Consider the following 26,305-nt stretch of genomic DNA (forward strand, 5'->3'; position numbering starts at 1 on the left):
CTCCTCGTCGACGCCGGCCCCGCGAGATGCGCTGTGGGGGCATCCATCACTTGAAACCGGTCGGCATGTACTGGGCGACGTTGTCCTTGTCGACGACCGCCGAGAAGAGCGTCACGTGGGCCGGGATCTCGAACTCGGCCATGCCGCTGACGCCCTTGCCCTGGCCGAGGGCGCGCGCGAGGTCGATCGCGGAGGCGGCCATGGTCGGCGGGTAGAGGACGGTCGCCTTCAGGACGCTGTTGCCGGCCTCGATGGCCTGCATGGCGGAGAGCGCTCCGGCGCCGCCCACCATCAGGAAGTCGTCACGTCCGGCCTGCTTGATGGCGCGCAGGGCGCCGACACCCTGGTCGTCGTCGTGGTTCCACAGGGCGTCGAAGTTCTTCTGCGCCTGGAGGAGCTGCGACATCTTCGACTGGCCCGACTCGACGGTGAACTCGGCGGCCTGTCGGGCGACCTTCCTGACGTTCGGGAAGTTCTTCAGGGCGTCGTCGAAGCCCTGGGTGCGCTGCTTGGTGAGCTCCAGGTTGTCGAGGCCCGCGAGCTCGACGACCTTGGCGTTCTTCTTGTCCTTGAGCTGCTCACCGATGTAGTTGCCGGCGCTCAGGCCCATGCCGTAGTTGTCGCCGCCGATCCAGCAGCGGTACGCCTGCGGGGTGTTGAAGATCCGGTCGAGGTTGACGACGGGGATCCCGGCGCGCATCGCCTTCAGGCCGACCTGGGTGAGGGCCTTGCCGTCGGCCGGCAGGATCACCAGGACGTCGACCTTCTTGTTGATGAGCGTCTCGACCTGCCCGATCTGCGCGGCGGTGTCGTTCGAGCCCTCCGTCGCCTCCAGGGTGACGTCGGAGTACTTCTTGGCACGTTCCGTGGCGTTGTCGTTGATCGCGTTCAGCCAGCCGTGGTCGGCCTGCGGTCCCGCGAACCCGATGGTGACGTGCTTGCCCGGCTTGTCGTCCGCGGCGGGCTTGTCGTTCGCCGCGGGCTTCGCGTCCTTGGGCTCGTTGCTCGTGCAGGCGGTGAGCAGTCCGCCCGTGGTGACGGCGGCTGCCGCCCCGAAGAGCAGTCCTCTGCGGCTCGTGGTCTCTGGCATGTCGGTGGGCCCTTCCCGGGTCAAGAAGTGGTGGTGGAGGTGCGTCGCTGGACCAGGACCGCGGCGACGATGATCGCCCCCTTGGCGATCTGCTGGACGTCGCTCTGCAGATTGTTGAGCGCGAAGATGTTGGTGATCGTGGTGAAGATCAGTACGCCGAGCACGGAGCCGGTGATGGTGCCCCGGCCGCCGGTCAGCAGGGTGCCGCCGATGATCGCGGCGGCGATGGCGTCGAGTTCGTAGAGGTTGCCGTTCGTGTTCTGTCCGGAACCGGCGAGGACGATCAGGAGGAAGGCCGCGATGCCGCAGCACAGGCCCGACAGGAGGTAGAGGTAGAGGCGCTGGCGGCGTACGTCGATGCCGGCGAGCCGCGCGGCCTCGGCGTTGCCGCCGACGGCGACGGAGCGGCGGCCGAACGTCGTACGGTTCAGGACCAGCCAGCCGACGACCGTGACGGCGGCGAACACGAGGACGAGCGGCGGGATGCCGAGGATGTAGGCGTCGCGCTCGCCGAGCTTGAGGACGCTGTCCACGGACACGGTCTGCGTCTTGCCGTCGGTGATCTGGAGGGCGAGACCGCGGCCCGACGCGAGCATCGCGAGGGTGGCGATGAAGGGGACCATGCCGCCGTACGCGATCAGCAGCCCGTTGACCAGTCCGCAGCCGACGCCCACGACGACGGCGGTGAACAGGATTCCGGCGAAGCCGTAGTCCTGCGTCGCGACGGTGGTCGCCCAGACGCTCGCGAGGGCGACGATCGCGCCGACCGACAGGTCGATGCCGCCGGAGATGATCACGAAGGTCATGCCGACGGTGACGACACCGATGACGGACGCCTGCGTGAGGATCAGCTGCACGTTGTTCGTGTCGAGGAACGAGTCGGGCTGGGTGATTCCGCCTATCAGGACCAGGGCGGCCAATACGCCCACTAGGGACAGGGTCCGCACGTCTGGGCGGAACCCTCTCGGGCGGGGGCCGGCGGGCGTGGTCTTCGGGGTGGCGGGCCGGGCGGGGGATGCGGGCTGGGTCATGGTGCCGGGCTCCCTTCGTGTGCGGGTTCGTTGTGGCGGGCGTTTGCGCAGTTCCCCGCGCCCCTAAAGGGGCGCCCTCGTCGTCGCTCGTGTGCGGGTTCGTCGTAGCTGAGCCCCCTGAAGGGGCGCCTCATGCCCCGGCCAGTACCAGGTCCAGGACCCTGTGTTCATCCAGGGCCGCCGCCGGGGCCTCGTGGACGACCCGGCCCTCCCTCAGCACCAGGACCCGGTCCGCGAGGCCGAGGACCTCGGGGACCTCGCTGGAGACCAGGAGGACCGCGAGGCCGTCGTCGGCGAGGCGGCGGATGACGGCGTAGAGCTCGGCGCGGGCGCCGACGTCCACGCCTCGGGTCGGCTCGTCGAGGAGGAGGACGCGGCAGCCGCGCAGGAGCCAGCGGGCGAGGACGGCCTTTTGCTGGTTGCCCCCGGAGAGGGTGCGCACCGGCGCGGACGGGTTGTCGGGGCGCAGGGACAGCTCGCGGGTCGCGGCCCGCGCGGCGTCGAGCTCTTTGCCGCGGTCGAGCCAACCTCCGTACGAGAAACGGGACATGGAGGAGACCGAGACGTTGCGGGTGACGGACTCCAGCATGAGGAGGGCTTGTGCCTTGCGCTCCTCGGGGGCGAGGCCGAGCCCGGCGCGGACGGCGGCGCGTACGCTGCCGGGCCGCAACACCTGTCCGTCGACGACGACTTGTCCGGTGCTGGCCTTGCGCGCGCCGTAGATCGTCTCCAGGATCTCCGAGCGTCCCGAGCCGACGAGGCCCGCGAGGCCGACGATCTCGCCGGGCCGAAGTTCCAGGTCGAGCGGCGCGAACTCCCCTTGCCGGGACAGGTTCTTGACGGTGAGGACGGGTTCGGTGAGCGGGGGGCCCGTGGGTCGGTCGGGAAACACGTACTCGACGTTCCGGCCGGTCATGAGGGCGACCACGTCGCGGGTCGGCGTCTCCTTCGCGGGCAGTCCGCCCGCGACCGCCCGGCCGTCCTTGAGGACGGTGACGCGGTCGCCGATCCGGCGGATCTCTTCCAGGCGGTGCGAGATGTAGACGACGGCGACGCCGTCGGCGGTGAGGGAGTCGACGATGCGGAAGAGGTTGTCGACCTCGTCCGGGTCGAGGGCGGCCGAGGGTTCGTCCATGACGATGAGACGGACGTCGTGGGAGAGCGCGCGGGCCATGGACACGATCTGCTGCTGGGCCGCCGAGAGGTCGCCGACGAGCGTGCCCGGATCGATCTCGCTGTGCCCAAGTCGCTTAAGCAGTGCAGCAGTTGTGGTGCGGGCGTCGCGTCCGCGGACCACGAAGCCGGCGGTGGTCGGCTCGTGTCCGAGGTAGACGTTCTCGGCGACGGACAGCCCTTCCACCAGGTCGAGTTCCTGGTAGATGGTGGCGATGCCGAGGCGCATCGCGGCGATGGGCGACTTGAGCACCGTGCGCTCGCCGCGCCAGGTGATCGTGCCGTCGTCGGGCTGGTGGGCGCCGGCGAGGACCTTGATGAGGGTGGACTTCCCCGCGCCGTTCTGGCCGAGCAGGCAGTGCACCTCACCGGCCAGGACCGCCAGGTCCACGCCGTCGAGGGCGCGGACACCGGGGAACGACTTGGTGATGCCGGACATGGTGAGCAGGGGTGGTTCCGGTGCCATGAGTGATCCCCTCGGCGGATGCGGGCCGGTGTCAGGGCAGGGCGGAGCTGAACGCCGTACTGGTGTGGTGATCGCGTGCGGTGTTACGCCGGGCGGTGTTACGCCGGTGAGAACAGGTGGTCGCTGATCAGGCGGGCCGCGCCGATGACTCCGGCGGTGGGGCCGAGCTCGCCCAGGACAATGGGGAGGTTGCCGGTCGCCAGGGGCAGCGACTGGCGGTAGACCTGGGTACGCAGGGCGGCGAGCAGCGTGTGGCCGAGGCCGGTCACGCCACCCCCGATCACCACGAGGCCCGGGTTGAAGAAGCTGACGAGTGAGGCGATGACCTGCCCGGTGCGGTTGCCGCCCTCGCGGATGAGATCGAGTGCGGTGGCGTCACCGGCGGCCGCCGCGACGGCCACGTCGGCGGCGCTGAGTTTCCCGGCCCCTTCGAGCAGGGCCGCGAGTTCGCCGGAACGGCCCTCGCGGGCGGCCTCCTCGGCGTCGCGGGCGAGTGCCGCGCCGCTGAAGTAGGCCTCCAGGCAGCCCTTGTTGCCGCAGGCGCACTGGCGTCCGTCGGGCTCGACCTGGATGTGGCCGATGTCGCCGGCGCTGCCCGTCGTACCGCGGTAGACCTCTCCGCCGACGACGATGCCGCAGCCGATGCCCGTGCCGATCTTGACGCAGAGGAAGTCGCGCGCGGAGCGGGCGACGCCCGCGTGCTGCTCCCCCATCGCCATCAGGTTCACGTCGTTGTCGACCATGACCGGGCAGCCGAGTTCCTGGCTGAGGGCCTCGCGGACGGGGAACCCGTCCCAGCCCGGCATGATCGGCGGCGCGACCGGCACGCCCTCGGGGAACCGGACGGGTCCGGGGACGCCGATCCCGGCTCCGTCGAACCCCTCGGCGAGCCCGGAGGCCCTCAACTTGGCCGCCAGCGCGAGCACTTGCTCGAAGACGGCGACCGGACCCTCGCGGACGTCCAGGGGCTGGTTGATGTGCCCGAGGACTTCCAGTTCGGCGTTGGTGACGGCGACGTCGACCGAGGTCGCGCCGATGTCGACGCCGAGGAAACGCAGTTCGGGGGCGAGCCGGATGTTGTGGGAGCGGCGCCCGCCGCGCGAGGCGGCGAGTCCGTCGGCCACGACGAGGCCCGTCTCCAGGAGCCGGTCCACCTCGACGGCCAGCTTCGACCGCGAGAGGTCGATCTGATCGCCCAGCTGGGCCCGGGAGTTGGGTCCGCCGTCACGCAGCAGACGCAGCAGACGCGCCTGGTGCGCGTTCGCGGGTCGAGCCGTCATGCGTCTCACGTGCCCCTCACCGCCTCACCGGGCCGCCTGTCGTCCCGTCTTCGGGCTTTCGAGGGGAACGTAGCAGTGCTTGCCGGGAGTGGGAAGAAGTTGCGCAGCAATTACCCATGACTTTCTCCAGTGACAGGACAAAGAGCCGGGAGGGAGGATCCGCGTACCCTGTCGCTCGCACAACTGATGGACGTCACAAGGGGGTTGGAATGACGGAGAGCACGCGCGCGCCGGCGGAGCAGGGAGAGGAACGGCCCGCCGGGCGGAGAGCGGAGCAGCCCGCCGCGGAACTGCGGGTCAGCACGCTGGAGCTCTTCTTCGACCTCGTCTTCGTCTTCACCCTGACGCAGATCACCGTGCTGCTGGCGCACGACCTGTCGTTCGCCACGGCGGGGCGGGTCGTCATCGTCTTCGTCGTGCTGTTCTGGATGTACGGCGCCTACGCCTACCTCACCAACCAGGTGCCGCCCGACCGGCTCTCACGCCGACTGCTGCTCATCGTCGGGATGGGCGCGTTCCTCGTGTGCGCGCTCGCCATCCCGCGCGCCTTCACCGACGGCGGCGTGGTCTTCGGCCTCGGGTTCCTGCTCGTGGTCGTGGTGCACAGCGCGCTGTACACGCGCAGCCACGGCCGTGACGTGATCTGGTACGCGGTGCCGAACGCGCTGGCCGCGCTCGCCGTGACGACGGCCGGGTTCTTCCACGGGCTCGCCGCCGACGCGTGGTGGGTGCTCGCGATCGTGCTCCAGATCGTGACGCCGTTCCTCGCCCAGATCGGCCCCCGCGGCCGGGGCGGGCGCACGACGGACGACCTCAGGGGTCAGCTCGGCGGACTGGAGCCGGGGCACTTCGTGGAGCGCCACGGCCTGCTCCTGATCATCGCGTTCGGCGAGTCCGTCATCGCGATCGGCATCGGCATCGGCGACCAGCCGCTGACGGTGGGCCTGTTCGGGGGCGCGTTCCTGGCGCTGGCGGTCGCGGTCGCGCTGTGGTGGACGTACTTCGTACGGGACGAGGGCGCGGCCGAGGAGACGTTCCGGGCGACGTCGCCCGCGCGCCGGTTCCGCCTCGCGATGAACGCGTACTACTACGCCTTCCTGCCGATGCTGCTCGGCGTCGCGTTCCTCGCAGCGGGCGTGAAGAAGTCGCTCGGGCACCTCGGCGAGCATCTGCACAGCGGGCCCGCGCTCGCGCTCGCGGGCGGTGTCGCGCTGTTCCTGGCCGGCGATGTCGCGTTCAGGACCGCGATGCGGCTCTCCCCGCTGGCCTTCAGGGCGGCAGCCGTGCCGGTGGTGCTCGGCTCGGCGCTGCTCGGGACGCAGGTGGCCGCCGTGGCGGAACTCGTCGCGCTCGTCGTGATCCTTGTGGCGATGCTGGCCGCGGAGGCGCGGGCCTGTCGGGGCGTTCCTTCGGGCGACGGGTTGTCTGTGGCTGGTCGCGCCCACGCGGCGGAGCCGCATATGTAGCGGCCCCGCGCCCTCTTCAGGGGCGCGCCCCGACCGTGATCCGCGGGCGGCGCGTCCCTTGCGCCTATGCCTGGTCGCGCCGGTGGTACGTCTCGCGGGTGTGCTCGGTGTGGGCCCGCATGACCGCCGTCGCGCGTGCCTCGTCCCGCTGCGCGATCGCCGCGATCAGCTCGCGGTGCTCGATCCAGGACTGCTTGCCGCGCTGGCGGGCCACCGGCTGGTAGTACCAGCGCACGCGGCGGTCGACCTGTCCGGCGAGTTCTCCGAGGACGACGTTCCCCGCGAGTTCCATGACCTTGGCGTGGAAGGCGGCGTTCGTGGCGACGACGAGTTCGACGTCGCCGTCGGCGACGGCCTGCTCGCCTCTGGCGCACAGCTCTTCGAGTGCGGTGATCCCGGGCTTGCCGGCGTTCGCTGCGGCAAGGCGGGCCGCCTCGGCCTCCAGGAGCGTACGGACCGTGAGGAGCTGGTCCGCCTCGTCCTCGGTCGGCTCGTGCACGAAGGCGCCCTGCGCGGGACGGAGATCGACCCAGCCCTCCGTGTTCAGCCGCTGGAGCGCCTCCCGCACGGGCTGCCTCGACACCCCCAGGTGCCCGGCGAGTTCGCTCTCGACCAGGTGCTGGCCGGGCTGAAGTGCACGCGTCGTGATCAGTTCGAGCAGCGCCTCGTAGACCCGCTCGCGCAGCGGTCCGGGGCGCTCGAGCTTGGGCACCGCCCCCTGCGGCAGTCCTGTGGACAACATCGCGGTCCCCCTCCTGTGCAACGGAGAAGCCAGTATGAATTGGCTTTCGTCTACAGTCTACCGAGCACAATGGCCAGTAGGGGCGGGAGTCGGTCTCGTCACACCCGTGAACGCCGCGAAATCACGCCTGCTCAGGGACAGTGGACGACCTGGCCCGCGTAGGACAGGTTGCCGCCGAATCCGAAGAGCAGCACCGGCTGGCCGCTGCGGATCTCGCCGCGCTCGACGAGCTTGGAGAAGGCGAGCGGGACGCTGGCGGCAGATGTGTTGCCCGAGTCGACGACGTCACGCGCGACGACGGCGTTCACCGCGCCGATCTTCTCGGCGAGCGGTTCGATGATCCGCAGGTTCGCCTGGTGCAGGACGACGGCGGCCAGATCCGCGGGCGTGTACCCGGCCCGCTCGCACGCCGCGCGGGCCAGCGGCGGCAGCTGCTGTGTCGCCCAGCGGTAGACGCTCTGGCCCTCCTGCGCGAAGCGCGCAGGCTCGCCCTCGATGCGCACGGCGTTGCCCATCTCGGGCACGGAACCCCACAGGACGGGCCCGATGCCCGGCTCGTCGCCGGGCGGGCAGGCCTCGACCACGACGGCGCCAGCGCCGTCGCCGACGAGGACGCAGGTGGTGCGGTCCGTCCAGTCGGTGACGGCGGACATCTTGTCGGCGCCGATCACCAGGGCGCGCGTCGCGGCACCCGCCCGTACGGCGTGATCGGCGGTGGCGAGCGCGTGCGTGAAGCCCGCGCACACCACGTTGACGTCGAGCGCGGCGGGCGAGGGCACGCCGAGGCGGTGCGCGACGCGTGCGGCCATGTTCGGCGAGCGGTCGACGGCGGTGGAGGTGGCGACCACGACCAGGTCGATGTCGCTCGCCGTCATCCCCGCCGCCGCGAGGGCCTTCGCCGCGGCGTGCGCGGCCAGCTCGTCGACCGGTTCGTCGGGCCCCGCGATGTGACGGGTGCGGATGCCCACGCGGCTGCGGATCCACGCGTCGTCGGTGTCCACCATGGCCACCAGGTCCTCGTTGGTGAGAACCCTGGCGGGCTGGTAGTGGCCTACGGCGGTGATGCGCGAACCGGTCATGGGTGGGCCCCCTCGGTGTTCGAGATGCGGATCCACCAGTCTGGTGAGCGACTCACCGGTACGAGGGCACGTAAAGCGACAGGATTGGGGCGCCCTGGTTGGAGGGTGCCCCACATCACCCTGTGGCGCCCGGGGTCTGCCCCGGTCTACCCCGTGAAGAGCTGCCTCGCCTTCTGCACGAGTTCGTACAGGCCGTACACGAGCGGCACCCCGACCCACAGCCAGGCGAACAGGGTGAGCGCGCGGCGGCTAGGCGGACTGCCGGCGCTCTGCGGCTGCGTCATCGGTGGCCTCCCTCGGGGCGGGGATGTGGTGGCGGGCGTGGACGGGACGGATCAGCTCGTTGGCGGCGAACCCGACGACGAGCAGACCGATCATGATCGTGAAGGACAGGCCGTAGAGGTCCTGACCGTGCTTGCCGGCCTCTTCCTGGCTGTCGGCGACCCGGTTGACGATCAGCGGGCCGAGCACTCCGGCGGTGGACCACGCGGTGAGCAGCCGGCCGTGGATCGCGCCGACCTGGTAGGTGCCGAAGAGGTCCTTGAGGTACGCGGGGACGGTGGCGAAGCCGCCGCCGTAGAAGGAGAGGATCACCAGCGCGCAGCCGATGAACAGGGGCTTGGACGAGTCGCCGAAGCGGGCGATCAGCAGGTACATGACGGCGCCCACGCCCAGGTAGAGGCGGTAGACGTTCTTGCGGCCGACCAGGTCGGAGGCGGAGGACCAGCCGATGCGGCCCGCCATGTTCGCCGCCGACAGGAGCGCGACGAAGCCCGCCGCCGCGGAGACGCTGACGGGGGTGCCACTGTCCTTGAAGAAGTCCGTGATCATCGGGGCGGCCTTCTCCAGGATGCCGATGCCCGCCGTCACGTTCATGCAGAGCACGAGCCACAGGCACCAGAACTGGGGGGTGCGCACGGCGCTGCGGGCCGAGACCTGCACCCCTTCGAGCGGTGCGGGCGCCCCTGGCTTGGGCGCCCCCTCGGTACGGGGCACCCGCACGAGCAGCACCCCGAGCGACATGAACACGGCGTACGCGAGTCCGTGCACGAGGAAGGCGAGGGCGATGCCCGAGGAGTCGGCGCCGAAGGACTCCAGCATCTGCGCGGACCAGGGCGAGGCGATCAGCGCGCCGCCGCCGAAGCCCATGATCGCGATGCCGGTGGCCATGCCGGGCCGGTCGGGGAACCATTTGATCAGGGTCGATACGGGCGAGATGTAGCCGATGCCGAGGCCGATCCCGCCGACGAAGCCGTAGCCGAAGACGATCAGCCAGAACTGTCCGGTGGCGGCGCCGAGCGCGGAGAGCAGGAAGCCGGAGGAGAAGCAGATGAGGGCGACGGTCATCGCCCAGCGCGGGCCGTTGCGCTCGACGAGCGTGCCGCCGAAGGCCGCGGAGAGGCCGAGCATCACGATGCCGAGCTGGAAGGGGAGGGCGCTCTCGGTGCCGCTGAGGTGCATGGCGGATTCGAGCGGGGGCTTGAAGACGCTCCAGGCGTAGGCCTGGCCGATGGAGAGATGGACGGACAGAGCGGCGGGCGGAACGAGCCAGCGGCTCCAGCCGGTTGGCGCGACGGGGGGCCTCATGATCCCGAACGTTAGGGAGCAGCCCGGGAGTTGGGAAGAGCACGCACCGGAATCCGTACACGGTATGCGATGCGCCACCTCTTGTCGGCCCATCTTCCATACTGTAGACAATATTCCATCGACAGTCCGACGGTCCTCCGCACTCTCCTCCCGTGAGAGCAGGAGCCCTCGACCGAACGGAGCTCGCCATCGTGAAAGTCGCAGTCCTCGGCGCCGGTGCGATCGGCGCCTACGTCGGAGCCGCGCTGCACCGCGCCGGCGCCGACGTGCATCTCGTAGCCCGTGGACCGCACCTCGCGGCCATGAGGCAGCACGGCGTCCAAGTACGCAGCCCCCGCGGTGACTTCACCGCCCGGACCCACGCGACCGACGACCCCTCGGGGATCGGCCCGGTCGACTATGTCTTCCTCGGCCTCAAGGCAAACTCGTACGCGGCGTGCGGGCCGCTCATCGAGCCACTGCTGCACAGCTCGACGGCCGTGATCGCGGCCCAGAACGGCATCCCCTGGTGGTACTTCCACCGGCACGGCGGCCCGCACGACGGGCAGCGCATCGAGAGTGTGGACCCAGGCGGCGCGGTCAGTGCGGTGCTCGCGCCGGAGCGGGCCATCGGCTGTGTCGTCTACGCGGCGACGGAGCTCGAAGGCCCCGGCGTCGTACGGCACTTGGAAGGGACCCGGTTCTCCATCGGGGAGCCCGACCGCTCGGTGTCGGACCGGTGCCTCGCGTTCAGTCAGGCGATGCAGGCCGGGGGCCTCAAGTGCCCGGTCGAGCCCGAGCTGCGCGGTGACATCTGGATCAAGCTGCTCGGCAACATCTCGTTCAACCCGATCAGTGCGCTGTCCCGGGCGACCATGCGGCAGATGTGCCTGCACGGCGGCACGCGCCGGGTCATCGAGATCATGATGACCGAGACGCTCGCCGTCGCCGGGGCGCTGGGCTGCCGGCCGGACATCTCCGTCGAACGGCGCCTGGCCGGGGCCGAGCGCGTCGGCGACCACCGCACCTCGACACTGCAGGACCTGGAGCGCGGCAAACCGCTCGAACTCGACGTGCTGCTCGCGGCCGTCGTGGAACTCGCGGAGATCACCGGCGTCCCGGTCCCGACGCTCCGCACCGTCCACGCCATCTCGGATCTGCTCGCCGACCGCATGAGGAGCGCGGCATGAAGAAGCGGGACCGCACCCCGAAGACGTACACCCGCCTCACCCATCCCCTCGTGCGGGACTCACGCGAAGAGCCGTTCCGCCGCGCCACCTGGGACGAGGCGCTCGCCAGGGCGGCGGAGGGGTTCCGGCGCACCAAGGAGGCGCACGGCCCGGACGCGTTCGCGATGCTGTCCTGCGCGCGCGCCACGAACGAGATGAACTACGTGGCGCAGAAGTTCACGCGCGTCGTGATGGGCACCAACAACGTCGACTCGTGCAACCGCACCTGTCACGCCCCGAGCGTCGCGGGCCTGTCCGCGGCGTTCGGCTCGGGCGGCGGCACCTCCTCGTACGAGGAGGTCGAGCACACCGACCTCGTCGTGATGTGGGGTTCCAACGCCCGCTTCGCGCACCCGATCTTCTTCCAGCACGTCCTGAAGGGGATCAGGAACGGGGCACGGATGTACGCCGTCGATCCGCGGCGCACGTCGACCGCCGAGTGGGCGGAGAGCTGGCTCGGCCTGAACGTCGGCACGGACATCCCGCTCGCCCACGCCGTCGGCCGCGAGATCATCCACGCGGGCCTGCACAACAAGGCGTTCATCGAGCGGGCCACGGCCGGCTTCGACGAGTACGCCGAGCTGGTCGAGCCGTGGACCCTCTCCCTCGCCGAGAAGGTCACGGGCGTCCCCGCCGCCGCCATCCGCGACCTCGCGCACGCCTACGCCACCGCCGAACGCGCCCAGCTGTGCTGGACCCTCGGCATCACGGAGCACCACAACGGCACGGACAACGTAAGGGCGTTGATCAATCTGTCGCTGCTCACCGGGCACGTCGGCCGCTACGGCTCCGGCGTCCAGCCCCTGCGCGGGCAGAACAACGTCCAGGGCGGCGGCGACATGGGCGCCATCCCCAACCGCCTGCCCGGCTTCCAGGACATCCTCGACGCCGCGCACCGCGTCAAGTTCGAGCGGGCCTGGGGCACCGAGATCCAGCCGCGCTACGGGATGACGCTCACCGACATGTTCGAGGCGATGGAGCACGGCGAGCTGCACGCCGTGTACTGCATCGGCGAGAACCCCGCCCAGTCCGAGGCGGACAGCGAGCAGGCGATGCGCCGTCTCGCGGCCCTCGACCACCTGGTCGTGCAGGACATCTTCCTGACGAAGACGGCGGAGATGGCCGACGTCGTGCTGCCCGCGACCGCCGCGTGGGCGGAGACGGACGGCACAACGACCAACAGCGAACGGCGGGTTCAGCGCGTGCGTGCCGCGCTCACCCCGCCCGGCGAGGCCCGCGAGGACATCGACATCATCTGCGAGGTCGCCGCGCGCCTCGGCCACGACTGGAAGTTCGCCGACTCCGAGGCCGTGTGGAACGAGCTGCGCTCGCTGTCGCCGGACCACTTCGGCATGACGTACGACCGCCTCGCGGAGCACCAGGGTCTTCAGTGGCCGTGCCCCGACCTGGAGGTCCTGCCGTCGAGCTTCCTGCACGGGCGGCTGTGGGAGTCGGACCCGGCGCTGCGCGGCCGGCCCGCGCCGTTCGGCATCGTCGCGCACGACCCGCCGGTCGACCTGACCGACGAGACGTACCCGATCCGCCTGACCACGGGCCGGCGCCTCGACTCGTACAACACCGGTGTGCAGAGCGGGAGTTTCGCCTCTCCGCTGCGGCGCGGCGAGTACGTCGAGCTGTGCCCCGAGGACGCGGAGCACTACGGCGTCGTGGTGGGCGAGGAGGTCCGAGTGTCGTCGCGGCGCGGCGTCGTGGTGGCGCCCGTGTGGGTCGACCCGGCCCTGCGACCCGGGCTCGCGTTCATGACCATGCACTTTCCCGACGAGGTGGACACCAACCAGCTGACGATCGAGGCGAACTGCCCGATCGCGGGGACGGCGGAGTTCAAGGCGTCGGCGATCCGTATCGAGAAGCTGCCCGTCGCGGCCGTGAGGAGCTGAGGCAGGAAATGGATCTGCACTTCGGTGACAGCAAGCCCACCGACGAGGAACGCGAGGCGGTGGACGCGTTGCTCGGGCCGCCCGGGTCGGCGTGGGAAGCGCCTTTCGGTGACTCGACGGTCCGTTCGGACGCGGATCTGCGCTGGGCGCGCGGCGGCCGCGCGGCGCGGGAGCGGCGGGATCTGCTGTTGCCGGGGCTGCACGCGGTCAACGACCGGGTCGGCTGGATCAGCGAGGGCGCCCTCGACTATCTGTGCCGGCGGCTGACGGTGCCGCCCGCAGAGGCGTACGGGGTGGCGACGTTCTACTCGATGTTCTCCGTGAAGCCGCGCCCGGCGACCGTGCTGCACGTGTGCACGGATGTCGCGTGCGCGGCGGCCGGCTCCGCCGAGCTCTGCGCGGGGGTGGAGGGGCGCCTTGGGCTCGGCAGTGGGGTTTCGGTCGAGCGGAGTCCTTGTCTGGGGCTGTGCGAGCGGGCGCCGGCGGCGCTGGTGGTGCGGGCGGGCTCGGACGCGGGTGCAGGTGAAGGTACGGGCGCTGCGGCGGGACAGGGGGCCGGCGCCGAGAAGTCGTACGCGACCGCCGTCATAGCCCCCGCCACCCCCGAGGCCGCCGTCCTCGCCGCCACCGCCCCCGAGGCCGCGGATCCCGAACCGCCCGCCTCCCTCGCCGTCCCGCAGGCCGGGCAGTCCGGCCTCATCCTGCTGCGCCGCATCGGCGTCGTGGACCCCGCCTCGCTCGACGACTACCGGTCCCACGGCGGATACACCGCCCTGCGCCGGGCGTTCGAGCTCGGGCCCGCCGGGGTGATCCGGGAAGTGACCGACGCGGGCCTCGTCGGGCGCGGCGGGGCAGCCTTCCCCACCGGCGTGAAGTGGAAGGCCACCGCCTCGCAGCCCGACCATCCGCACTATCTGGTGTGCAACGCCGACGAGTCCGAGCCCGGCACCTTCAAGGACCGGGTCCTGATGGAAGGGGACCCGTACTCCCTCATCGAGGCCATGACGATCGCCGGGTACGCGGTCGGCGCCCACAAGGGATACCTGTATCTGCGCGGTGAATACCCGCGCGCGCTAAGGCTGTTGGGCAACGCGATCGAGCAGGCACGCGCCCGCGGGCTGCTCGGTGACGACGTGCTCGGTCAGGGCTACGCCTTCGACATCGAGATCCGGCGGGGCGCGGGTGCTTACATCTGCGGCGAGGAGACCGCGCTCTTCAACTCCATCGAGGGCTACCGCGGCGAGCCGCGCTCCAAGCCTCCCTTCCCCGTGGAGAAGGGCCTGTTCGGGAAGCCGACGGCCGAGAACAACGTCGAGACACTCGTGAACGTGCTGCCGATCCTGACCATGGGCGCCGAGGCGTACGCGGCGATCGGCACGGAGAAGTCGACGGGGCCGAAGCTGTTCTGCGTGTCCGGGAGCGTCGGGCGGCCCGGGATCTACGAGCTGCCGTTCGGCGCGACGCTCGGCGAACTGCTCGACCTCGCCGGGAAACCGGAGAACCTGCGGGCCGTGCTGCTCGGCGGCGCCGCGGGCGGCTTCGTGCGCGCCGACGAGATGGACATCCCGCTCACGTTCGAGGGGACGCGCGCGGCCGGCACGACGCTCGGCTCCGGCGTCGTCCTCGCCATCGACGACACCGTGCCGCTGCCGCGCATCCTGCTGCGCATCGCCGAGTTCTTCCGGGACGAATCGTGCGGGCAGTGCGTGCCCTGCCGGGTGGGCACGGTCCGGCAGGAGGAGGCGCTGCACCGGATCGCCGAGCGGACGGGCGCGGCGGCCGCCGGTGACATCGCGCTGCTGCGGGAGGTGGGGCGGGCCATGCGGGACGCCTCGATCTGCGGTCTGGGGCAGACCGCGTGGAACGCCGTGGAATCCGCCATCGACCGCCTGGGGGCGTACGAATGACCGCCATACCGCTGGGAGTACCGCGCCGCCTCGTCGAGTTCACGCTGGACGGGCAGGAGACGCGGGTGCCCGAGGGGTCGACGATCCTGGACGCCTGCCGGGCCGCGGGCAAGGACATCCCGACGCTGTGCGAGGGCGACACCCTCACGCCGAAGAACGCGTGCCGGGTCTGTGTCGTCGAGGTCGAGGGCGCCCGTACCCTCGCCCCGGCGTGCTCGCGCAAGGCCGAGGCGGGAATGGAGGTGCGCACGGACACGGAGCGGGCCCGGCACAGCCGCAAGGTCGTCCTCGAACTGCTCGCCTCGTCCGTGAACCTGTCGACGACGCCGCGCGCCGCCGAGTGGATCAAGGAGTACGAGGCGAAGCCCGACCGGTTCGGACCGGACGCGGCGCGTGTGGACGAGGAGCCGCGCGTCGACAACGACCTGTACGTCCGGGACTACGACAAGTGCATCCTCTGTTACAAGTGCGTCGACGCGTGCGGTGACCAGTGGCAGAACACGTTCGCGATCTCGGTCGTGGGGCGCGGCTTCGACGCCCGGATCGCCGTCGAGCACGACGGCCCGCTCACCGAGTCGGCGTGCGTGTACTGCGGCAACTGCATCGAGGTGTGCCCGACGGGCGCGCTGTCCTTCAAGTCGGAGTTCGACATGCGGGCGGCGGGGACCTGGAACGAGGCGGAGCAGACGGAGACGACGACGGTGTGCGCGTACTGCGGAGTGGGCTGCAACCTCACTCTCCACGTCCAGGACAATGAGATCGTCAAGGTCACCTCGCCGCACGACAACCCGGTGACCCACGGCAACCTCTGCATCAAGGGCCGCTTCGGCTATCAGCACGTACAGAACCGGGACTGATCGGAACATGGGACGAGTCACGGAACGACGCAAGGTGCTCCGCATCCGGGGCGAGCAAGTCTCCAGCAGGCCCGACACGCTCGTCGCCGAGGAGCCACTGGAGATCCGGCTCAACGGCAAGCCCCTCGCCATCACGATGCGCACCCCGGGCGACGACTTCGCGCTCGCGGCGGGGTTCCTGGTCAGCGAGGGCGTCCTCGGCGCGACGGAGGAACTGCAGAGCATCGTGTACTGCGCGGGGGCCCTGGAGGACGGGTCGAACACGTACAACGTCGTCGACGTGCGCACCGCTCCCGGTGTGGTGATCCCCGACATCACGCTCGAACGCAACGTGTACACGACGTCGTCGTGCGGCCTGTGCGGGAAGGCGAGCCTGGACGCGGTCCGTACGACGACGCGGTTCGCGATCGACGACACTCCCCCGGTCCGGATCGAGCCCTCGCTCCTGGCGAGCCTCCCCGACCGGCTGCGCGAGGCCCAGCGGGTCTTCGACCGGACCGGGGGTCTGCACGCCGCGGCGCTGTTCTCGGAGGGCGGGGAACTGCTCGACATCCGCGAGGACGTGGGCCGGCACAACGCGGTGGACAAGCTTGTCGGGCGCGCCCTCCAGAGCGGCGGCCTTCCGCTGTCGCGCGCGATCCTGCTCGTCTCGGGCCGCGCCTCCTTCGAGCTCGCGCAGAAGGCGGTGATGGCGGGCATCCCGGTCCTCGCGGCCGTGTCCGCGCCGTCGTCGCTCGCGGTCGACCTGGCCGCCGAGACCGGCCTCACGCTGGTCGGTTTCCTGCGTGGGCCCAACATGAACGTGTACGCGGGAGAACACCGCATCGCCCTGCGGGCCGCGGCCGCTCAGGGCTGACCGGTTTCCCCGCGGCACGGCGACGGGGCCCGGATCCGGCGGGGAGCGCCCCCTGCGCCGGCCGGGCCCCACGCGCCGACGCCGCCCCGACATCCCTCTTTTCTACGTGCCCGGCTCGCTTTTCTACGTGCCCGGCTCGCCGGATATCCGCCCCAGCATGTCCATGAACGCGGCGCGCTCCTCGGCCGAAAGCGGCGCCAGGAGCGCGGCGTTGGCGTCCTCGGCGGCCGCGGCGCACCGCTGTAGCGTCGCGCTGCCCTTGTCCGTGACCGTGACGGCGTTCTTGCGGCGGTCCTTCGGGTCGGGGGTGCGGACGACGAGTCCCGCGTCCTGGAGGTCGTTCAGGACGCCGACCATGTCCTTGGGGTCGAGCGAGACGCTGCGCACCAGGTCGGCCTGGGCCACGGGTTGCAGGTCCGTCACCGCGCACAGGACCACGTGGTGCCACATCTTCAGGCCCTCGCGGGCGAGCGCGTCGGCGACGAGGCCGCGCCCGCGCTCCGCGGCGCGGCCGAGGCGCCAGCTGGGGAGGGTGCGGATGGCGCCCAGGGCGGGCGGGTTCTCGGACATGGGGGCAGTTTAACCAATAACCGTTGGACTTCCCAATGAATCTCGGTATCGTTGGCTCTCCCAACGACTCCCTCCGGGAAGGCGGTGTGCCGATGCGGCGCGTCCGGTACGAACACAGCGGTGGCCCCGACGTCCTGTTCCTGGAAGACGCGCCCGTTCCCGAGCCGGGACCCGGCGAACTCCTCGTCCGCACCGAGGCGATCGGCGTCACACTGCCCGTCGTCCGCAAGGTGCGGGAGTCGCGCGAACCCATCGCACTGGGCGGCGAAATCGCCGGCGAAGTGGCGGCCGTGGGTCCCGGCGTGACGGAGTACGCCCCTGGCGACCGCGTCACCGGCCTCGTCTTCGGACACGGCTACGCCGACCACGCGCTCCTGCACGTCGCCATGGCGTCACCGGTGCCGGACGGCGCGAGCGCCACCGACGCGGTGGCCCTGGTCCGCAGCGGGCTCGTGGCGTACGGAGCGTTGCAGGCCGCACGCCCCGAGCCGGGCGAGACGGCGCTCGTCACGGCGGCGGCGAGCGGGGTCGGCCATCTGGCCCTGCAACTCGCGGCGGCGAGCGGGGCTTCCCGGGTCACAGGCGCAGTGTCGGGGCCCGGCAAGGCGGAGTTCGTACGCGGACTCGGCGCCGACGACGTGGTGATCTACGCCGACGAGACCTGGGGCGAGCCTGTCGACTACGTCCTGGACGCGGTGGGCGGCGAGCTGCTGACGCCGGGCGTGAAGGCGCTCGCGCCGCACGGGCGGCTCGTGGCGTACAGCTCGGGCGGCGGCACCGTCGAGGCGTACGACCTGCTCGTGGGCGCCAAGTCCGTCATCGGTTTCCAGATGGCGCTCATCGCGCGAGGGAAGCCCGAGATGTACGAACGGTGGCGCAAAGAGCTGTGGCGGCTGTTCTTCGAGGGGGCTCTGCGGCCCGTGGTGCACGCGGAGTTCGCCCTGGAGGACGCGGCGCGGGCCCACGAGGCCATCGAAGGGCGCGCCAATCTCGGCAAGGTCGTCCTGATCCCCTGATGCACGGTGCTTGTGGCGTGCCGAGCGTCCCAAGTAGCGTCTGTGGCCCGGACATTGGACGTGGGATGTCTGGATGTCCAGACGCATGAGCCGTGACATCAGCCTTGACATGAGCCGTTGAAGGGTGGCCGCACCATGTCGTCAAGTCTCCGCGTACGTCTGAGATCCCTGGGCACATCCGTCGTCGCGCTGCTCGCCGTCGCCGCCGGAGCCGCGCTGCCCGCGCACGCCGCCGAACCGGCCGGCGCGGCGCAGGCGGCCCGAGCGGCCGCGACGCAGCCGCCGTTCGAGCAGCAGGTCCTCTTCAAGGCTTCCCAGGATCCCGGGTACGCCTGCTATCGCATTCCCGCCGTCGTGAAGACGAAGCAGGGGACGCTGCTCGCCTTCGCCGAGGGGCGGACGAACGACTGTTCCGACGCGGGCGACATAGACATCGTCGTCAAGCGGTCCGAGGACGGCGGCCGCACCTGGAGCCCGCTCCAGGTCGTCAACGAGGGCGCCGGTGACACGCACGGCAACCCCGCCCCGGTGGTCGACCTCAGGACGGGCCGCATCCTGCTCGCGGAGACGTACAACACCGGCCGCACGGACGGAAAGAACTGCGCCGTGCCGTGCGACCGCACCCCGCACCTCCAGTACAGCGACGACGACGGCCGCACCTGGTCGGCGCCGCGCGACCTGAGCGACGAGATCCTGCCGAAGGACTGGAACTCCTGGTACGCGACCGGGCCCGTGCACGGCATCCAGCTCACCCAGGGGCGTCACCGCGGCCGGCTCGTTTTCACCGTCAACGCCGAGACCTGGAACGGCAGTCGCGTCACCGCGAACCACGCCGCGCTCATGGTCAGCGACGACGGCGGCAGCCACTGGCGGGTCGGCGCGAAGGACTCGTGGCCGATCGCGGACGACGGCACCTTCCGGCAGAAGCCGTCCGAGATGACCCTCGCCGAACTGCCCGGCGGCACCCTGTACGTGTCGGGGCGCGAGCAGGACGGCACCGACCTCGGTCACCGCACGCACACGTGGAGCCGGGACGGCGGCGACTCGTTCACGCGGCGCTTCACGGCGATCCCCGACCTCTACACCCCGCAGGTGCAGGGTTCGGTCCTGCGCACCGGCAACCGGCTCCTGCTGGCCTGCCCCGGCGACCCCGACCGGCGCCGGACCATGACCATCCGTTCCTCGTACGACGGCGGGCGAACCTGGGACAGCTTCGACCGCTCGACCGTGGTGACGACCGACTGGTCCGGCTACTCGGACCTCGTGCAGGCGACCCGCGACCAGGTGGGCCTCATGTACGAGGGCGGCGCGGTCGACGCCCGCGACGAGATCCGCTTCGCGCGCTTCACCGAGGACTGGCTGACGCCGCGCCGCGGCGCCGACCCGACGACGCAGGACCGGGCCCGCCACGCGCGGGACGCGGCCGTGCTCGGCGGCGCCTCCCCGACCGCCGGCCGCTTCGGCGGGGCGCTCTCCTTCGACGGCACGGACGACGCCGTACGGCTCCCGTACGGCGACCGGCTGCCGCTCGGGACGAAGGACTTCACCGCGTCCCTGTGGTTCCGCTACTCCGCCACGACCGGTGAGCAGCCCCTGCTGTGGATGGGCGGCATCGGCACCACGCAGCCGCAGGTGTGGCTGCGCGCCGAGCCCGCGAGCAACCGCATCACGGGCCTGATCACCACGCGGGACGGAGCCGCGGCCCCGCGAACGGCCTCGGTGCGCACCGCCGCCGCGTACAACGACGGCCAGTGGCACCGCGCCGTACTGCGGCGCGGCGGGGGGCAGTTGACGCTGTCCGTGGACGGTACGTCGGTGAGTACCGCGGACGTACCGGGCTCCGTCAGCCGTAACTCGCCGTTCGGCGTGCACGTGGGCGAGCGGATGGACAGCCGGGCGCACTTCACCGGCGCGATCGACGAAGTCCGGGTCCAGGACCGGGCGTTGAGCGACGAGGAGCTCAACACTCCGATCACCACTGTGACCCCGGACACCGTCCTGTGGCTGCCCATGGACCGCGTGCGCGGCGGCCACTAGCGTCCGAAAGGTGCCCGCGGACACGGAGGCGGTGCGCCGCAGGAGCGTGGGAGCGGGTCTCGGCCTGCTGCTGGCCCTGGTGTGCGCCGCCGCCCTGCTGACCGCCCTCCCGGACGACGACCGGGAGGGCGGTCGCCCGTGCGCTGCGCGTACCGTCGCCTCGTGGTCCGCCGACCCCGGCCTCACGGGGGCGTTCGCCCGCTACGGCGACGACGCGTCGCGGGGCGACGACTGGACGGGCGGCGACGGCACGCACTCGGTGCGGCTCCCGGACGGGCGGGTCCTGTGGCTGTTCTCCGACACCTATCTCGGGCAGGTGCACGCGCCGCCCAACCCGGCGGGCCAGCCCCACGCCTGGCGGGACATCTCGGCGCCGTTCGTGCGCAACTCGGCGGTGGTGACGGGCCGTTCGGGCGCCCTGGAGCGCACGCTCCCCGCGCCCCTGTTCCCCGACCCGGCGCCGCAGCAGTGGCGCTGGCCCGTCGCCGCCCGCGTCGAGCCCCGCTCCCCCGGCTCCGCCGAGCAGGTCGTCCGCGTCCTGCTGTGGACCCGTACGACGGGGACGGGTCCCTGGATCTACGGCATGCCCGCCGCCACCGAGGTCGCCACGCTCTCGCTGCCCGGCCTGGGCGTCGAGAGCGTCGCCACGGTCCTCGACCAGCGGGGCGTGCCGGACCCGGCGCGGCGCGTCCTGTTCGGCACGACGGCCGTCGACCGGGGCGGCTGGACGTACGTGTTCGGCGGTGACGACGGGCAGGGGGCCACGCGCCGCGCCTATGTCGCGCGGGTGCCGCACGGCCGGCTCGCCGAGCCGGGGGCGTGGCGCTACTGGGACGGCTCGCGCTGGACGCGCGCTCCACGGCCACGGGCGGTCCTCGGCGACGGTGAACGGCGCGGGGTCGGCAGCGCGTTCACCGTCGTGCGCGACGGCGGTACGTACGTCCTGTTCACGATGGCCGCCGGGACCGCCGGCCTGACGCGCGTCACCTCTTACTGGGCGTGTGCGCCGACCGGGCCCTGGCACGGTCCCGCGAAGGGCTTCGAGGCGCCGCTGCCGCGGGACGGGGCGCTCCGGCAGGACACGGCTGCGTACAACCCGCAGGCGCACCCCGCGCTCGGCGGTGGTGACGGGCGCGTGCTGCTCAGCTATGACGTCAACTGGCTGGACGCGGCGCCCGCCACCGCGCAGGCGCAGGTCAGCCGGAACGTGTCGCTGTACCGGCCGCGGTTCGTGGCTCTGCGGCTCGCTTCTCCCCCGCGCTGACCTGCTCCAGGGGGTCGAGCGCCCGGCGCTTGGCGATCACGGCGCACACCATCAGCTGCATCTGGTGGAACAGCATCAGCGGCAGCACGGCGAGGGACGCGTGCGCCCCGAACAGGACGCTCGCCATGGGCAGTCCGGCCGCCAGGGACTTCTTCGACCCGGCGAACTGGATCGCGATGCGGTCCTCGCGCCCGAAGCCGAGCGTCTTGCCGCCGTACCAGGTGACCGCCAGCATCACGGCGAGCAGCACCGCTTCGACGGCGAGGAGCCCGCCCAGGCGCACCGCGCTGACCTGGTGCCAGATTCCCTGGACCATGCCCTCGCTGAACGCGGTGTAGACGACGAGGAGGATCGAGCCGCGGTCGACGTAGCTCAGGACCTTCTTGTGCCGCGTGATGAAGGAGCCGACCCAGCGGCGCAGGAACTGCCCGGCGAGGAACGGTACGAGCAGCTGCAGCACGATCTTGACGAGGGAGTCCGCCGAGAACCCGCCGCCGCTGTTGCCGAGGAGGCCCGCCGCGAGCAGCGGGGTGATGACGATGCCGGCCAGCGAGGAGAAGGAGCCCGCGCAGATCGCCGCGGGCACGTTGCCGCGGGCCATGGAGGTGAAGGCGATCGACGACTGGATCGTCGAGGGGACGAGGGTGAGGAAGAGCAGGCCGTCGTAGAGGGACGGCGTGAGGACCACGGGGACGAGGCCGCGGGCCGCGAGGCCGAGGAGCGGGAAGACGACGAACGTGGCGGCGAGGACGGTCACATGGAGCCGCCAGTGCCTGAGCCCGTCGAGGGCCTCGCGGGTCGACAGGCGCGCCCCGTAGAGGAAGAAGAGGAACGCGACGGCGGTGGTCGAGGCGCCGGACGCGACATCGGCCGCACCACCGCGCGCGGGCAGGAGCGCCGCGAGGCCCACCGTCCCTATGAGCGCCAGGATGTAGGGGTCGACCGGCATCCAGGACGGCCAAGTCAGGCGTTTCACGGGTTCCATGTTCCTTGCTGTCGGTTCAGGTCGTGCCCTCTTCATCGTCCTCCTGATCACCGCGATCGGGAATCCTGCATACCGCACTGACTGTCATCACGTTTCGCGATGGGCGCGGGTAGGGTCGGGGGCATGTACGACCCCTCGCAGCTGCGTACGTTCCTCGCGGTGGCCCAGACGCTGAGCTTCACGCAGGCCGCCCGCCGCCTCGGCCTGCGCCAGTCCACGGTCAGTCAGCATGTGCGGCGCCTGGAGGACGCCACGGGGCGGACCCTGTTCACCCGGGACACGCACACGGTGGAGCTCACGGAGGACGGCGAGGCGATGCTCGGCTTCGCGCGCCGGATCCTGGAGGTGCACGAGCAGGCTTCGGTGTTCTTCACGGGCACGCGGCTGCGCGGGCGGCTGCGCTTCGGCGCGTCGGAGGACTTCGTTCTGACCCGGCTCACCGAGATCCTGGAGGCGTTCCGGCACGACCACCCCGAGGTGGACCTGGAGCTGACGGTCGAGCTGTCCGGGACGCTGCACGAGCAGCTCGACGCGGGCAAGCTCGACCTGGTCCTCGCCAAGCGGCGGCCGGAGGACCCGCGCGGCGAGTCCGTGTGGCACGACCGGCTGGTGTGGATCGGCGCGGAGCGGCTGCGCCTGGACCCGGACCGTCCGGTGCCGCTCATCGTGTACCCGCCGCCGGGCATCTCGCGGGCCCTGGCCCTCGAAGCCCTGGAGCGGCACGGCCGCGCCTGGCGCGTGGCCTGCACCAGCGGCAGCCTCAACGGCCTGATCGCGGCGGCCAGGGCAGGCCTCGGCGTGATGGCGCACTCGCGCGGCCTGATCCCGCCCGGCCTGGTCCGCGTACCGGAACGGGCCGGACTGCCGGAGCTGGGCGAGGTGGACTTCGTACTGCTGCACGGCCCGCGGCACGGCCGCGCCCAGGGCGAGGCGGCGCAGGCGCTGGCCCAGGCGATCCTCGACGGGGGCGACCGGCTGCACCGCAACCGCTAGCAGCGGGCGCCAGCGAACGGGCGGGCGGGCGCTAGCGGACGGGCGGCTGGTACGTCAGCTGCTTGACCTTCCGCATGAACGGCGACGTCTCCACGTGCTGGACGCCTTCGAGCCGGCCGAGCTTGCCGCTGATGTACGCGTAGAGGTCGGCGGTGTCCCGGGTCACGACGGTGGCGACCAGGTTCGAGGGGCCCGCGGTCGCGGCGGCGTAGGCGATCTCCCGGTGCTCGGCGAGTGCGCGGCCGACGGCGTCGAGAGAGGCGGGGGCCGCCGTGATCCACAGGACGGCGCCGTTGGTGAAACCGAGGCGCTCGGTGTCGTACTCGATGTCGATGTAGAGGGAGCCCGAGGCGATGAGCTGGTCGAGGCGGCGCTTCACGGACGACTCCGAGCGGCCCGTGGCGCGCTGGAGTTCGGGGTATCCGGCGCGGCCGTCGCGTTTGAGTACGGCGGTCAGCGCCGCGTCGTCGGGGGTGACGCGGACGAGGTCCCCGGTGGACCGGAGAGGCGCGCCGAGCTCCGCGACCTGGTCCGCGGTGAGCGGCCCGTTCTTGACGAGCCAGCCGGCCGGGCCGCCGAAGAAGCGGTGCAGCGTCTGCAGGGCGCGGATCTCGACGATGTGCGGGGTGCGCGGCAACTTGCCGAGGAGGAGGTCGTCGTGGTCGCCCTGGGTGCGCGGGACGGTCATGCAGACGACTTCCGTGCCGCCCGAGGTGAGGCCGATCCACGCGGTGTCGGGGCGGCGGGCCAGGGCGGTGGCGATGGCCTCGGCGCCTTCGGGGGCGCAGCGCAGGCGCAGCATCCAGTGGTCGTGGCCGAGCCGCTGGCTGTCCTGGAGTCCGACGACCCGCAGACCGCCCTCGGCGACGAGCTTGCGGTAGCGGCGGGCGACGGTCTGGTCGGAGACGCCGAGGACGGCCGCGATCCGGCTGAAGGGGGCGCGGCCGTCGACCTCAAGGGCGTGGAGCAGTTTCAGATCCAGCTCGTCGAAGGGAGGGGATTCCATCGGTCTGCTCGCTCCTGATGTCGGATTCCTTCGTTCCCTGGCCGCTGATCACCGGGATCCGCCGTGCGCGGCCCATCGTACGAGCCTGACATCGGTAAGGCATCGGGCGAGGAGCTTTTGAGGATGCGTACATGGGGACCGCTGACCGCGGTCTGTCTGGGAACGTTCATGCTGCTGCTGGACGTGACGATCGTCGTCGTGGCGCTGCCCGACATGGCGCGCAGCCTGCACGCGTCGCTGAGCGATCTGCAATGGGTGATGGACGGCTACGCGCTGGCGCTCGCCGCGCTGCTGCTCGGCATGGGGGCCGCCGCCGACATACTCGGGCGGCGCCGGGTCCATGTGGCGGGCGTGGCGCTGTTCGCGGTGGCGTCGCTCGGCTGCGGTCTCGCGAGCGGTCCGGGGCTGCTCGTGGCGGCGCGGATGGTGCAGGGGGTGGGCGCCGCGGCCATGTTCGCGACGACGCTTCCGCTGCTCGGCTCCGTCTACCAGGGCAAGCGGCGCTCGGCGGCGCTCGGGGTCTGGGGAGCGGTGAGCGGCGGCGCGGCCGCGATCGGTCCCGTGCTCGGCGGGGTGATGACGGAGGGTCCCGGCTGGCGGTGGATCTTCTGGATCAATCTGCCGGTGAGCGTGGTGTCGGTGTGGCTGACGCTGCGGGTGGTGCCCGAGTCGCGGGGGCCGCGCGGGCGGCGGGTCGACTGGGCGGGCACCGCGGCGTTCGCGTGCTTCGCGGGGGCGGCGACGTACGGGGTCGTACGGGCCGGTTCGCAGGGGTGGACATCGGCCGGGACCACCGCCGCGTTCGTCGTGGCGGCGCTCGCGCTGGTCGCGTTCGTCGTGGTCGAGTGGCGCAGCGCGCATCCGCTGCTGGATCTGGCCCTGCTGCGCAAGCCGGCGTTCGTCGGGGTGATGGCGGGGGCGCTCGCGTTCAACGGCGCCGCGTTCGGCGTCGTCCCCTACACCTCGATCTGGCTGCAGACCCTGCTCGGCATGAGCCCCGTCCACGGCGGCCTGGTCTTCCTGACCATGTCGGGCGCCTCGGTCGTGGTGGCGGTCATCGGCGGGCGGCTGCTGCACGGGGTGCCGGCCCGGTTCACCATCGGCGGCGGCCTCGTCCTGATCGCGGCCGGGCTGTTCTGCCAGGCGTTCGTCGACCCGGGCTCGACGTGGACGGCGCTCGTGCCTGGGCTCGTCCTGGTCGGCGTCGGGACCGGGTTCGTCTCGCCGGGGATCGCGGGCGCCGCGCTCGCCGCGGTGGAACCGGAGCGCGCGGGAATGGCGGGCGGCGCGGTGAACACGTTCCGGCAGCTCGGCTACGCGCTCGCGGTGGCCGTCCTCGGCACCGTACTGACGTCGACGATGCAGCACTCCCTGTCGCACGGCGCCGCGCACACGCTCGCGGGCGGCGGGGCGCGGGCCCTGGACGGGGTGGTCCCGGAGCACGCGCTGCGGGTGGCCTTCGCGTCGGGGCTGAACACGGCGTCCGTGGTCGCGGGCTGTGCGGCGCTCGTCGCGGGGGTGCTGGTCCTTGCGCTGGTGAGGGCGCCGCGGGCCGCCCACCGTCCACGGGGAGCGACCTCCGCCGCGGCCGCCGGGGACGGTCGTGGGCTATCCGTGGAGAAATCGGAAGCGACCAGTCCGCCCAAAAACCCCGCAGCGGACCCCCAGTAAGCGCCCCGTACAGATTCCGTGGAGATTACGCCACCGAAACTTACTGAACCGTAGGAATTCTGTCCCGCCCTTCCCCTTGTGGCCGTATTTCACCGGCTGACCAGTGCATATTCCGCGCGCTCC

At 71.6% G+C, this 26,305-nt stretch carries 22 protein-coding genes; 11 read left to right on the plus strand and 11 right to left on the minus strand.

The window, feature by feature from the left end; genetic code table 11:
* Nucleotides 1-46 precede the first annotated feature (46 nt).
* From OHA58_RS05365 to OHA58_RS05380, 4 genes are all read right to left on the minus strand, one after another.
* Nucleotides 47-1,090 carry a substrate-binding domain-containing protein gene (locus tag OHA58_RS05365; protein WP_405476932.1) on the minus strand — a complete coding sequence of 348 codons (1,044 nt, stop codon included), beginning with the start codon at nucleotides 1,088-1,090 and terminating at the stop codon, nucleotides 47-49.
* A gap of 20 nt (nucleotides 1,091-1,110) precedes the next feature.
* Nucleotides 1,111-2,121, minus strand: a complete 1,011-nt coding sequence (locus OHA58_RS05370) for an ABC transporter permease (protein ID WP_405476933.1) — start codon at nucleotides 2,119-2,121, stop codon at nucleotides 1,111-1,113.
* Nucleotides 2,122-2,251: 130 nt separating this feature from the next.
* Complete coding sequence (locus tag OHA58_RS05375) at nucleotides 2,252-3,760, minus strand: sugar ABC transporter ATP-binding protein (RefSeq protein WP_405476934.1); 1,509 nt, start codon at nucleotides 3,758-3,760, stop codon at nucleotides 2,252-2,254.
* A 98-nt stretch (nucleotides 3,761-3,858) separates the two neighbouring features.
* The gene (locus OHA58_RS05380) at nucleotides 3,859-5,040 is read right to left on the minus strand and encodes an ROK family protein (protein ID WP_405476936.1); all 1,182 of its coding nucleotides are present in this window, start codon (nucleotides 5,038-5,040) and stop codon (nucleotides 3,859-3,861) included.
* 209 nt (nucleotides 5,041-5,249) lie between these two features.
* On the opposite strand from OHA58_RS05380, the gene OHA58_RS05385 reads away from it, so the two are divergent.
* On the plus strand, nucleotides 5,250-6,506 hold the full coding sequence (locus OHA58_RS05385) for a low temperature requirement protein A (RefSeq protein ID WP_405476938.1): 1,257 nt from the start codon (nucleotides 5,250-5,252) through the stop codon (nucleotides 6,504-6,506).
* 64 nt (nucleotides 6,507-6,570) lie between these two features.
* Here the strand turns inward: OHA58_RS05385 and OHA58_RS05390 are convergent, their stop codons facing one another.
* From OHA58_RS05390 to OHA58_RS05405, 4 genes are all read right to left on the minus strand, one after another.
* Complete coding sequence (locus tag OHA58_RS05390) at nucleotides 6,571-7,248, minus strand: GntR family transcriptional regulator (RefSeq protein WP_376251557.1); 678 nt, start codon at nucleotides 7,246-7,248, stop codon at nucleotides 6,571-6,573.
* 131 nt (nucleotides 7,249-7,379) lie between these two features.
* On the minus strand, nucleotides 7,380-8,327 hold the full coding sequence (locus OHA58_RS05395) for a beta-ketoacyl-ACP synthase III (RefSeq protein ID WP_405476940.1): 948 nt from the start codon (nucleotides 8,325-8,327) through the stop codon (nucleotides 7,380-7,382).
* A gap of 146 nt (nucleotides 8,328-8,473) precedes the next feature.
* Complete coding sequence (locus OHA58_RS05400; RefSeq protein ID WP_165914588.1) at nucleotides 8,474-8,611, minus strand: hypothetical protein; 138 nt, start codon at nucleotides 8,609-8,611, stop codon at nucleotides 8,474-8,476.
* Complete coding sequence (locus OHA58_RS05405) at nucleotides 8,577-9,914, minus strand: OFA family MFS transporter (protein WP_405476942.1); 1,338 nt, start codon at nucleotides 9,912-9,914, stop codon at nucleotides 8,577-8,579. Before OHA58_RS05405 ends, OHA58_RS05400 begins: the two co-directional genes overlap by 35 nt.
* A 191-nt stretch (nucleotides 9,915-10,105) precedes the next feature.
* Here OHA58_RS05405 and OHA58_RS05410 point away from each other — a divergent pair, with 191 nt between their 5' ends.
* From OHA58_RS05410 to fdhD, 5 genes are read left to right on the plus strand one after another with little or no spacing between them, the layout of a single operon-like run.
* Nucleotides 10,106-11,083: a 2-dehydropantoate 2-reductase gene (locus OHA58_RS05410; RefSeq protein WP_405476944.1), complete on the plus strand. Its 978-nt coding sequence runs from the start codon at nucleotides 10,106-10,108 to the stop codon at nucleotides 11,081-11,083.
* Complete coding sequence (locus OHA58_RS05415; protein WP_405476946.1) at nucleotides 11,080-13,020, plus strand: molybdopterin oxidoreductase family protein; 1,941 nt, start codon at nucleotides 11,080-11,082, stop codon at nucleotides 13,018-13,020. The genes OHA58_RS05410 and OHA58_RS05415 overlap by 4 nt, the downstream gene beginning before the upstream one ends.
* Nucleotides 13,021-13,028: 8 nt before the next feature.
* Entirely contained in the window at nucleotides 13,029-14,927 is a 1,899-nt protein-coding gene (locus OHA58_RS05420) for an NAD(P)H-dependent oxidoreductase subunit E (RefSeq protein WP_405476948.1), read from the plus strand.
* Nucleotides 14,924-15,784, plus strand: a complete 861-nt coding sequence (locus OHA58_RS05425) for a 2Fe-2S iron-sulfur cluster-binding protein (RefSeq protein WP_405476949.1) — start codon at nucleotides 14,924-14,926, stop codon at nucleotides 15,782-15,784. Before OHA58_RS05420 ends, OHA58_RS05425 begins: the two co-directional genes overlap by 4 nt.
* A 7-nt stretch (nucleotides 15,785-15,791) precedes the next feature.
* Nucleotides 15,792-16,640, plus strand: a complete 849-nt coding sequence (gene fdhD, locus OHA58_RS05430) for a formate dehydrogenase accessory sulfurtransferase FdhD (protein ID WP_405476951.1) — start codon at nucleotides 15,792-15,794, stop codon at nucleotides 16,638-16,640.
* A gap of 123 nt (nucleotides 16,641-16,763) precedes the next feature.
* Here fdhD and OHA58_RS05435 read toward each other — a convergent pair whose 3' ends face one another.
* The gene (locus OHA58_RS05435) at nucleotides 16,764-17,210 is read right to left on the minus strand and encodes a MarR family winged helix-turn-helix transcriptional regulator (protein WP_405476953.1); all 447 of its coding nucleotides are present in this window, start codon (nucleotides 17,208-17,210) and stop codon (nucleotides 16,764-16,766) included.
* 92 nt (nucleotides 17,211-17,302) lie between these two features.
* On the opposite strand from OHA58_RS05435, the gene OHA58_RS05440 reads away from it, so the two are divergent.
* The 3 genes from OHA58_RS05440 to OHA58_RS05450 all read left to right on the plus strand — a co-directional run bounded on the left by OHA58_RS05440 (nucleotide 17,303) and on the right by OHA58_RS05450 (nucleotide 21,527).
* Complete coding sequence (locus OHA58_RS05440; protein WP_405476955.1) at nucleotides 17,303-18,226, plus strand: zinc-binding alcohol dehydrogenase family protein; 924 nt, start codon at nucleotides 17,303-17,305, stop codon at nucleotides 18,224-18,226.
* A 135-nt stretch (nucleotides 18,227-18,361) separates the two neighbouring features.
* Entirely contained in the window at nucleotides 18,362-20,263 is a 1,902-nt protein-coding gene (locus tag OHA58_RS05445; protein ID WP_405476956.1) for an exo-alpha-sialidase, read from the plus strand.
* A gap of 10 nt (nucleotides 20,264-20,273) precedes the next feature.
* On the plus strand, nucleotides 20,274-21,527 hold the full coding sequence (locus tag OHA58_RS05450) for a hypothetical protein (protein ID WP_405476958.1): 1,254 nt from the start codon (nucleotides 20,274-20,276) through the stop codon (nucleotides 21,525-21,527).
* On the opposite strand, the gene OHA58_RS05455 is transcribed toward OHA58_RS05450, so the two are convergent.
* Nucleotides 21,460-22,476: a bile acid:sodium symporter family protein gene (locus tag OHA58_RS05455; protein ID WP_405484795.1), complete on the minus strand. Its 1,017-nt coding sequence runs from the start codon at nucleotides 22,474-22,476 to the stop codon at nucleotides 21,460-21,462. The two genes, OHA58_RS05450 and OHA58_RS05455, sit on opposite strands and share 68 nt — an antisense overlap.
* Nucleotides 22,477-22,635: 159 nt before the next feature.
* Between OHA58_RS05455 and OHA58_RS05460 the strand changes: the two genes are divergently transcribed.
* Nucleotides 22,636-23,505: a LysR substrate-binding domain-containing protein gene (locus tag OHA58_RS05460; protein WP_405476959.1), complete on the plus strand. Its 870-nt coding sequence runs from the start codon at nucleotides 22,636-22,638 to the stop codon at nucleotides 23,503-23,505.
* 31 nt (nucleotides 23,506-23,536) lie between these two features.
* Here the strand turns inward: OHA58_RS05460 and OHA58_RS05465 are convergent, their stop codons facing one another.
* The gene (locus OHA58_RS05465; RefSeq protein WP_405476961.1) at nucleotides 23,537-24,511 is read right to left on the minus strand and encodes an Lrp/AsnC family transcriptional regulator; all 975 of its coding nucleotides are present in this window, start codon (nucleotides 24,509-24,511) and stop codon (nucleotides 23,537-23,539) included.
* A gap of 123 nt (nucleotides 24,512-24,634) precedes the next feature.
* On the opposite strand from OHA58_RS05465, the gene OHA58_RS05470 reads away from it, so the two are divergent.
* The gene (locus tag OHA58_RS05470; RefSeq protein WP_405476963.1) at nucleotides 24,635-26,182 is read left to right on the plus strand and encodes an MFS transporter; all 1,548 of its coding nucleotides are present in this window, start codon (nucleotides 24,635-24,637) and stop codon (nucleotides 26,180-26,182) included.
* Nucleotides 26,183-26,305 lie beyond the last annotated feature (123 nt).

The sequence above is a fragment of the Streptomyces sp. NBC_00009 genome (assembly GCF_045040855.1).
Taxonomy (GTDB): Bacteria; Actinomycetota; Actinomycetes; order Streptomycetales; family Streptomycetaceae; genus Streptomyces; species Streptomyces aureus.